The sequence below is a fragment of the Streptomyces sp. NPDC058955 genome (genome assembly GCF_042741435.1).
GTDB lineage: Bacteria > Actinomycetota > Actinomycetes > Streptomycetales > Streptomycetaceae > Streptomyces.
This window is the reverse complement of sequence record NZ_JBHYKM010000202.1, coordinates 1-7492: the sequence shown is the minus strand read 5'-3', so window position 1 is coordinate 7492 and position 7492 is coordinate 1. Positions and strand designations below refer to the sequence as shown.

General features: G+C 74.8%; 7 protein-coding genes and 1 pseudogene. 5 read left to right on the top strand and 3 right to left on the bottom strand.

Annotated features, from left to right (window positions below):
- Positions 1 to 276: pseudogene (locus ACFW1I_RS37455) on the top strand (hypothetical protein); the annotation flags it as partial.
- Here the strand turns inward: ACFW1I_RS37455 and ACFW1I_RS37450 are convergent.
- The 3 genes from ACFW1I_RS37450 to ACFW1I_RS37440 are packed head-to-tail and all read right to left on the bottom strand — an operon-like array spanning position 196 to position 2313.
- Entirely contained in the window at positions 196 to 768 is a 573-nt protein-coding gene (locus tag ACFW1I_RS37450; RefSeq protein WP_384678445.1) for a cob(I)yrinic acid a,c-diamide adenosyltransferase, read from the bottom strand. The pseudogene ACFW1I_RS37455 and the gene ACFW1I_RS37450 sit on opposite strands and share 81 nt — an antisense overlap.
- Before the next feature lie 13 nt (positions 769 to 781).
- Positions 782 to 1531, bottom strand: a complete 750-nt coding sequence (locus ACFW1I_RS37445; protein ID WP_384678443.1) for an ABC transporter permease — start codon at positions 1529 to 1531, stop codon at positions 782 to 784.
- Positions 1532 to 1539: 8 nt separating this feature from the next.
- Positions 1540 to 2313, bottom strand: a complete 774-nt coding sequence (locus ACFW1I_RS37440; RefSeq protein ID WP_384678441.1) for an ABC transporter ATP-binding protein — start codon at positions 2311 to 2313, stop codon at positions 1540 to 1542.
- Between the two features lie 71 nt (positions 2314 to 2384).
- Here ACFW1I_RS37440 and ACFW1I_RS37435 point away from each other — a divergent pair, with 71 nt between their 5' ends.
- The 4 genes from ACFW1I_RS37435 (at position 2385) to ACFW1I_RS37420 (ending at position 7396) form a co-directional block, all read left to right on the top strand.
- The gene (locus ACFW1I_RS37435) at positions 2385 to 3020 is read left to right on the top strand and encodes a TetR/AcrR family transcriptional regulator (RefSeq protein WP_384678439.1); all 636 of its coding nucleotides are present in this window, start codon (positions 2385 to 2387) and stop codon (positions 3018 to 3020) included.
- 140 nt (positions 3021 to 3160) lie between these two features.
- Positions 3161 to 4009, top strand: coding sequence for a 3-hydroxyacyl-CoA dehydrogenase family protein (locus tag ACFW1I_RS37430; RefSeq protein WP_384678437.1), 849 nt, complete (start codon positions 3161 to 3163; stop codon positions 4007 to 4009).
- Between the two features lie 127 nt (positions 4010 to 4136).
- On the top strand, positions 4137 to 4460 hold the full coding sequence (locus tag ACFW1I_RS37425) for an STAS domain-containing protein (protein WP_030210572.1): 324 nt from the start codon (positions 4137 to 4139) through the stop codon (positions 4458 to 4460).
- Positions 4461 to 4678: 218 nt separating this feature from the next.
- Entirely contained in the window at positions 4679 to 7396 is a 2718-nt protein-coding gene (locus tag ACFW1I_RS37420; protein ID WP_384678435.1) for an ATP-binding protein, read from the top strand.
- The last annotated feature ends 96 nt before the right edge of the window (positions 7397 to 7492 follow it).

Below are 7492 nucleotides of genomic sequence, written 5' to 3'. Positions count from 1 at the left end.
GTCGCCGGCGCCGTCGCCTCCGCCCTGCTGCTCGCCGCGATCGCCTACGTCGGGGACGCCGGCGACACCTCGGGGCTGCGCTCCACCATCGGCGCCGTGTGGCGGGCGGTCGGCATCCACGGCCTGATCGCGCTCAGCTACGCGATCTGGCCGAAGAAGGCCCCGGAAGCCGGGGAGGACGCCGCTGCGAAGACCTCAGCGGTCGCCGCCCGGCACCCAGAGCACGTCCCCGACCTCGCGGTTCGCGGTCCTCGCCAGGATGAAGAGCAGGTCTGACAGCCGGTTGAGGTACGTGGCCGTGAGCGGGTTCATCGTCTCGCCGTGCACCTCCAGGGCGGCCCAGGTCGAGCGCTCGGCCCGCCGGACCACCGTGCACGCCTGGTGCAGCAGCGCCGCGCCGGGCGTGCCGCCGGGCAGGATGAAGGAGCGCAGCTTGTCCAGCTCCTCCAGGAAGCGGTCGCAGTCCGCCTCCAGCTTGTCGACGTACGACTGCTCCACCCGCAGCGGCGGGTACTCCGGGTTCTCGACGACCGGGGTGGCGAGGTCCGCGCCCACGTCGAACAGGTCGTTCTGGACCCGGACGAGGACCTTCACCACGTCCTCGTCGAGCCGGCCGAGCGCGAGGGCGGTGCCGATGACGGCGTTGGCCTCGTTGGCGTCGGCGTAGGCCGCGATCCGCAGATCGGTCTTGGCGGTGCGGCTCATGTCGCCCAGGGCCGTCGTGCCCTGGTCGCCGGTGCGGGTGTAGATGCGCGTCAGATTGACCATGGGACCAGCCTAGTTACGCTCCGGCGCTGCGGAACGTCCGTGTGCCGACCGTCACGGAGACCGCCGTCAGGGCGACGGCGACCAGCACCCCGTACAGCATGGCCGGGGTCGTGTAGTGGCCGATGTACGCCTCCCGCACCGCGTCCACCAGATAGCGGAACGGCATCAGGTGCGAGACCGCGTCCAGCCAGCCGGGGGCGAGGGCCATCGGCAGCATCAGCCCGGAGAGCAGCATCGACGGCATGGCGAGCGTGTTGATCGCGGGGCCGAACTCCTGCGGGCTGGGCAGTTTCAGGGCCAGGGCGTACGAGAGCGAGGCCAGCGACCCGGAGAGCAGCGCCACGAAGCCGAAGCCGATCACGATCCCGCCGACCGGGGCCCGGAGCCCCATCGGGACCGCCACCACGACGAGCAGCACCGCCTGGAGGACGAAGAGCGCGGCGTCCCGCAGGATCCGGCCGAGGAGCAGGGCGAGCCGGCTGACGGGGGTGACCCGCATCCGGTCGAGCACGCCCCAGTTCTTCTCCATGATGATCGAGAAGCCGGCGAACGAGGCGCCGAAGAGGCCGAGCTGGAGCAGCAGGCCGGGGACGAGGATCTGCCAGGAGTCGCCCTCGCGGCCGAGCGGCAGACCGGTGAGCAGCGGTCCGAAGAAGAGCAGGTAGAGCAGCGGCATCAGGGCGCCGAAGAAGATCTGGAACGGGGAGCGGAGGGTCTGGCGGGCGTAGCGCCCGAAGACGAGCGCGGTGTCGCGCAGCAGCATGAGGGGTCCTAGAGGGCGGCGAGCGAGGGCTCGGTCGGGGCCGGGCCGCGCCCGGTGATGGCGAGGAACGCGTCCTGGAGGGTGGCCGCGCCGTGGGCGGCCTTGAGGCCGGCGGGGGTGCCCTCGGCGACGACCGTGCCCCGGTCGACGACGACGAGCCGGTCGGCGAGCGCGTCGGCCTCGTCGAGGTAGTGGGTGGTGAGGACGACGGTGGTGCCGTGCTCGTCCCGCAGCCGCCGGACGAGGGCCCACAGGTCGGCGCGGCTGCCCGGGTCGAGACCGGTGGTCGGCTCGTCGAGGAAGAGGACCTCCGGGTGGTGGACGAGCCCCATGGCGAGGTCGAGCCGGCGGCGCTGGCCGCCGGAGAGCGCCGGGGTCCTCCGGTCGAGGAGCTCGGTGAGGCCGAGGTCGGCGGCGAGCTCGGCGGCGCGGGCCGCCGCGGACGCCCGGTCCAGGCCGTAGAGCCTGCCCTGCATGACGAGTTCGGCGCGGACGGTCTCCTGCGGGTCGAGGCCGCCCTCCTGGGCGACGTAGCCGATGCGCCGGCGGACGGCGGCGGGGTCCCGGACGAGGTCGTGGCCGGCGATGGTGGCCGCGCCGCCGGTGGGCGGGAGGAGCGTGGTGAGCATGCGGAGGGTGGTCGTCTTTCCGGCGCCGTTGGGGCCGAGGAGGCCGAGGATCTCGCCGGGCCGGACGGTCAGGTCGATGCCTCGGACGGCCTCCACGGGGCCGTTCCTGGTCGGGAAGGTCCGGGCGAGCCCGGCCGTGCTGATGATGGGCATGGTGACTACAAAAACAGAGTCAGTGAAATTTTGCAATGCCACCAAAATTTCAGGCGGCCTAGGATGGCGCCATGGGTGAAGGGCTCAGGGAGCGCAAGAAGCGCCAGACGAAACAGCGGATCTCGGACATCGCGACCGGGCTCTTCCTGGAGCGCGGCTTCCAGGCCGTGACGGTGGCGGAGATCGCGGAGGCCGCCGACGTCTCCGTCAACACCGTCTACAACTACTTCCCGGCCAAGGAGGACCTCTTCCTCGACCGGATGGAGGGCATCACCCACCGCCTCGCCCGGATGATCCGCGGCCGCGACGCGGGGGAGTCCGCCGCCCGGGCCGTGCTCCGCGAGATCCGCGGCCACGTCACCGCCGTCTCGCCCGCCTACGGACTCATGGACGGCTACGCCGACTTCATGCGGGTGATCGACGAGGCCCCCACCCTCCAGGCCCGGCTCATGGCCCTCCAGCAGGAGGTCCGCCGGACCACCGTCGCCGCCCTGCGCGAGGAGGTCGGCGCCGGACCAGACGACCCGATGCCGCTGCTCGTCGGCGGGCAGATCGCCTGGATCCAGGGCGCCGTCGTCGAGTTCATCAGTGACGCGATGACCGCCGGACGCAAGGCGACCACCGTCTCCCGTGAGGCCCTCGTCCTCCTCGACGAGATCGAGGAGCTGCTGAGCGAGAAGGTCCTGACGTACGCCGTACGGGCCTGAAGGGCCTCCCCGGGCCTGTCGCGAGTGTGACGTCCGTCAAAGAGAGCGTGACGCGCATTACTTCGCGGTCACATGGCGCCCCGGGCCCGCTAATCTCCGCCGGAGAGCCAGAAGTGAACAGGTGTTGAGGGGTGGAATTCGTGGCTGGGAAGCTCGCCGTCATCGGGGCCGGACTCATGGGATCCGGCATCGCTCAGGTCTCGGCCCAGGCCGGCTGGGACGTCGTCCTGCGCGACGTCACCGACGCCGCCCTGACCCGCGGCACCGACGGCATCAAGGCGTCGTACGACAAGTTCGTCGCCAAGGGCCGGCTCACCGCCGAGGACGCCGAGGCGGCGCTCGGCCGGATCACCGCCACCACCGAACTCGACGCCGTCGCCGACGCGGACGTCGTGGTCGAGGCCGTCTTCGAGAACCTCGACGTCAAGCACGAGATCTTCCGCTCGCTCGACAAGATCGCCAAGGACGGCGCCGTCCTCGCCTCCAACACCTCCGCGATCCCGATCACCAAGATCGCCGCGGTGACCGAGCGCCCCGAGGCCGTCGTCGGCGTCCACTTCTTCTCGCCCGTCCCGATGATGCAGCTCGTCGAGCTCGTCCGCGGCTACAAGACGAGCGACGAGACCCTCGCCACCGCCCGCGCGTTCGCCGAGTCCGTCGGCAAGACCTGCATCGTCGTCAACCGCGACGTCGCCGGCTTCGTCACCACCCGCCTGATCTCCGCCCTCGTCGTCGAGGCCGCCAAGCTCCACGAGTCGGGCGTCGCCACCGCCGAGGACATCGACATCGCCTGCAAGCTGGGCTTCGGCCACGCCATGGGCCCGCTCGCCACCGCCGACCTCACCGGCATCGACATCCTGGTGAACGCGGCGAACAACATCTACACCGAGTCCCAGGACGAGAAGTTCGCGCCGCCGGAGCTGATGCGCCGGATGGTGGACGCGGGTGACATCGGCCGCAAGAGCGGGCAGGGCTTCTACACGTACTGAGCGCAGTACGCCATCCCGCATCACTCGGCGGGGTGAATTTCGGTATCGGTTTGCTGACAAGGCGCAACGTATCTGCCGAGGCAGCAGTCAGTTGTTGCGAAGACGGAGCATTTCCCGGGGAGCGACTATGCACATCAGGGGCGACCACGTCGAGCTGGTCGTCGGGGGCCGCCTCGACGTCCGCAGCGCGGCGGACGCCCGTACGGTCCTGCACTCGGCCGTCGACGACGGCGTCGGCGACCTGGTGCTCGACCTGACCGGGCTCGACTCCTGGGACGCGACCGGACTCGGCGTGATCATGGGCGCCCACCGACGGGCCGGCCGCTGCGGCCGCCGGCTCGTCCTGCGCGGGGTGCCGCCCCAGATGCAGCGGCTCCTCGTCGCCACCCGCCTCCACCGCATCCTCGCCATCGAGGGCGGCCTCGCCCTGGAGTCGCTGCCCCGCGTCTGAACGGGCGGTCCGCGTACCGGCCCCACGGGTGAACCGCCTGTGAAGCCCCTGTGCGAACCAGGCGTCACGCTCAATCCTCACAAGACCGTGACGTCTTGGGCTCGACGGCACCCCGCCTGTTCCCGGGCGTCCCGCGACCGTCTAGGGTTCGGTCGCCCGCACCCCTTCGACACACCCAGCCGGCGGGCTCCGCACCACCGCTCTTGGGGGCTTTGACCATGGACCCGATACACCGGGGGCCGGACGAGTCCGGTCACGACACCGCGGCCGAGGACGCCCGCCCCGCACAGCCCGCCGCCCTGCCCGAGCGCGCCGCCGCGACACCCGCCCGCGCCCGCGTCACCCGGATCGTCTCCGGCGGGCTGCTGCTCACCGTCAACCCCGTCGACGGCAGCGAGATCGAGGCGTGCCCGCCCGGCGAGGAACCCCCCGCCGCCCGCCGCCGCACCCCCGAGGAGCGGGCCGAGGCCGACCGCGCCGCCACCGTGCCCGCGCCGCCCGGCCCCGCCGCCCCCGAGCTGCCCCTCCTGGAGCGCGAGGAGCAGCGCGCCCGGCTCACCGAGACCCTGACCCGCGGCCGCAGCGCGCGCCTCACCGGCCCCGACGGCTCCGGCCGCACCGCCCTCCTCGACGCCGTCGCCGACGACTGCGCCACGCTCGCCCCCGACGGCGTCGTCCGCCTCTCCGGCCACCACCGCACCACCGGCGAACTCCTCCACGAGCTCCGCACCGCCGTCCTGCACGCCCCCCGCCACCGGCCCGACCGCGACGGACTCCGCGCCGACCTCGCCGGCATCGGCGCCGTCGTCGTCGTGGACGACCTGGAGTTCGGTGGCGCCGCCCTCGACGAGCTGCTCGCCGCCGCCCCCGAGTGCGCCTTCCTCCTCGCCGCCGCCCCCGGCGTCCCCGCCCCCTCCGCCGACGCCCCGATCGAGGAGGTCGCCCTCCCCGGCCTCGGCCGCGCCGCCTCCCTCGCCCTCCTGGAGGCCGCCGTCGGCCGCCGCCTCACCGACGAGGAGGCCAACTGGGCCGGCGACCTCTGGTTCGAGTCCGAGGGCCTGCCGCTCCGCTTCGTCCAGGCCGGCGCCCTGCTCCGGCAGCGCGACCGGCTGCGCGTCACCCCCGCCGAGTTCGACGCCTTCGGCGCCCTGGAGGAGGCGTTCGGCCCGTCCGGCACGGGACCGGGCACCGGCTCCGCCGCCCCCGTCGCCGACCCGTACGAGGACCCCGACGTCGAGCTCCACGAGGTGCCGCTGCCCAGCCTCGGCGAGGGCGCCGCCCCCGCCGCGCTGCTCGCCTCCCGGCTCAGCCGCGCCGCCCAGACCACCCTCCGCTTCGCCGTCGCCCTCGGCGGCGAGGTCCCGCACCACGCCCACCTCCCGGCGCTGGTCGGCGACACCCACGCCGACGCGGCCCTCGGCGAGCTCCGCGCCTGCGGCCTGCTCACCCCCGTCGGCCCCCGCCACCGGCTCGCCGGCGGCGTCCTCACCCAGCTCCTCGCCCACGGCTACGGCCTCGACGCCGCCGACCGGGTCCACACCGCCGCCCAGCACTACGCCTGGTGGGCCGGCCACCCCTCGGTCGGACCCGACCGGGCCGCCGCCGAGTCCGACGCCCTGCTCGCCGCCCTCGCCGCCCTCGTCGGCGGTGTGCCGGGCGGCGCCGCCGACGGCGGGATCGCGGGAGCGGCCGGGGGCGACTCCGGCGAGGCCGGGGCCGACCCCCGCGCCACCGCCGTCGCCCTCGCCCGGGCCGCGGCCCCCGCCTTCGCCGCCGGCCTCCACTGGGGCGCCTGGGAGCGCGCCCTGCGCTCCGGCCAGGAGGCCGCCCGGCTCGCCGGGGACGTCGCCGAGGAGGCGTACTTCCACCACGAGCTCGGCGTGCTCGCCCTCTGCGCCGGCAACCTCGGCCGGGCCCGCGCCGAACTGGAGGCGTCCATCGGCCTGCGCGGCGTCCTCGCCGACAAGCGCGGCACCGTCGCCGGCCGCCGGGCGCTCGCCCTCGTCGCCGACCTCGGCCGCGGGCAGGAGCCGCCGCAGGCCCCGCCGGCGTCCCGCACCGACTCCCCGCCGCGCGGCGTGCCGGCCGTCCGGGCCGCCGCTCCGGCGCCGGCCGAGCCGCCGACCGAGCTGCTGCCGCCGGTCCCCGCCACCGGCGCCGCCGCCGTCACCCCGCCCGCCTTCCCGGCCTTCCCGGACTTCGCGGACCAGGGCCCCACCCTGATCACCCGCCCCGACACCGCCCCGGCGGACGGGCCGCGCCGGAGCCTCAAGGCGGGCATCCTCGACGGCACCCGCCGCAACCTCGCGGCCGTCGGCGCCGGCGTCCTCCTCGTCGCCGTCCTCGGCACCGTCGTCACCCTCGGCGCCACCTCCGGCAACGACGACACGCCCACCTCCGGCACCGTCACCACCGACACCACCGCCGACCAGGGCGTCGGCGACCTCCCGGACACCGACGACGGGGCCCCGGCGGAGGGCGAGCCCGGCGACCCGACCGGGAGCGGCACCCCCACCACCTCCGGCTCGCCCGGCCCCACCACCCCGGGCACGACCCCGACCGGCTCCGCCACGGACCCGACGGCGACGGGCTCGCCGTCCACCAGCACCTCCGGCGCACCGGACCCGACGGCGACCAGCGCGCCGGGCACCGGGACGGGGACGACGGACGCGCCGACGACCCCGCCGCCGGGGCAGCAGACGACGACGCGGCCGCCGGCCTCGCCCACGACGACGACCCCGCCGCCCGCGACCACCACGCCGCCGACGACGACCTCGCCGCCCGCGACCACCGCGCCGCCGACGACGACGCCGGCGACCCCGTCCACCTCGCCGCCGACCACCGCCCCGTCCACGGGGGGCGAGGCCCCGAGCAACTCCGCCTCCTCCACCCTCGACGGCACCCCCGCCGCCTCGGACACGGCCACCGTGAGCTGAGGCCGCGACGGAAAAGGGGACGGGCCCCCGGGGGGGGGGGGCCCCCGGGCCGGCCCCCCGCCCGGACCGCCGATAAAAACCCCCCCCAATAGTGCG

Coding starts and splice junctions, on each gene's coding strand:
- ACFW1I_RS37450 (WP_384678445.1), bottom strand. CDS start 768: ATGGTCAATCTGACGCGCATCTACACCCGCACCGGCGACCAGGGCACG.
- ACFW1I_RS37445 (WP_384678443.1), bottom strand. CDS start 1,531: ATGCTGCTGCGCGACACCGCGCTCGTCTTCGGGCGCTACGCCCGCCAG.
- ACFW1I_RS37440 (WP_384678441.1), bottom strand. CDS start 2,313: ATGCCCATCATCAGCACGGCCGGGCTCGCCCGGACCTTCCCGACCAGG.
- ACFW1I_RS37435 (WP_384678439.1), top strand. CDS start 2,385: ATGGGTGAAGGGCTCAGGGAGCGCAAGAAGCGCCAGACGAAACAGCGG.
- ACFW1I_RS37425 (WP_030210572.1), top strand. CDS start 4,137: ATGCACATCAGGGGCGACCACGTCGAGCTGGTCGTCGGGGGCCGCCTC.
- ACFW1I_RS37420 (WP_384678435.1), top strand. CDS start 4,679: ATGGACCCGATACACCGGGGGCCGGACGAGTCCGGTCACGACACCGCG.